The sequence below is a fragment of the Pseudostreptobacillus hongkongensis genome (genome assembly GCF_001559795.1).
Classification (GTDB): Bacteria; Fusobacteriota; Fusobacteriia; order Fusobacteriales; family Leptotrichiaceae; genus Pseudostreptobacillus; species Pseudostreptobacillus hongkongensis.
In genome coordinates, this window is the sequence record NZ_LOHY01000133.1 from 1 (window position 1) to 647 (window position 647).

Below are 647 nucleotides of genomic sequence, written 5' to 3' on the forward strand. Positions count from 1 at the left end.
TCTAATTTTGTGTTAAATTCATCATCTTTAGATGATAAATCAAAAATAACAAATTCAGGAACAATTACTTTAGATAATGGTAAATACCACGATAAATTAACATTAAAAGGAAAATATAGTAGTGTATCAGGAAAGTTATTAGTTAATACATTATGGAATGAAGAAAGTGGAAGAAATGGGGAAAATTCAGAATCAGATTTACTAGAAATTACAGGTAAAGTTGAAGGAAGTACAAAAGTAATTTCTGTTGGAAGCAATAATACACTTAATCAAGTTGATGGTGAAGTAGGAGAAGATGAAGGAGATTTAGGACATAGAAGTGCTGTAGTTGTTAAAGCTCCAAAAGATACACCAGAAACAGCGTTTGTGGGTAAAGCAAAGACAGAAAATGAAACAGAATTAGAACTTAAATCAGAAATTAGAGAAAATAATAGAGTATTTTTCTGGGAAATAACAAAACTTGGTAATAAAAATATAGATATATTCTTGCTAAATAATATGGATCAAGCAAGAAATATGTTTGGTCGTTTAAATGAAAGAAGAATTAAAAGTTATCTATTTAATTCAGGTAGAGAAGAAAGAACACCTATGACTTGGGCAAGAACATTTGGTTCAGAGTATATATACAAGAATAATGATATAAAATA

1 pseudogene is annotated in these 647 nt (G+C 28.1%); it reads left to right on the forward strand.

Going from position 1 to position 647, the window contains the following annotated elements:
• Positions 1–647: pseudogene (locus tag AYC59_RS07970) on the forward strand (hypothetical protein); the annotation flags it as partial.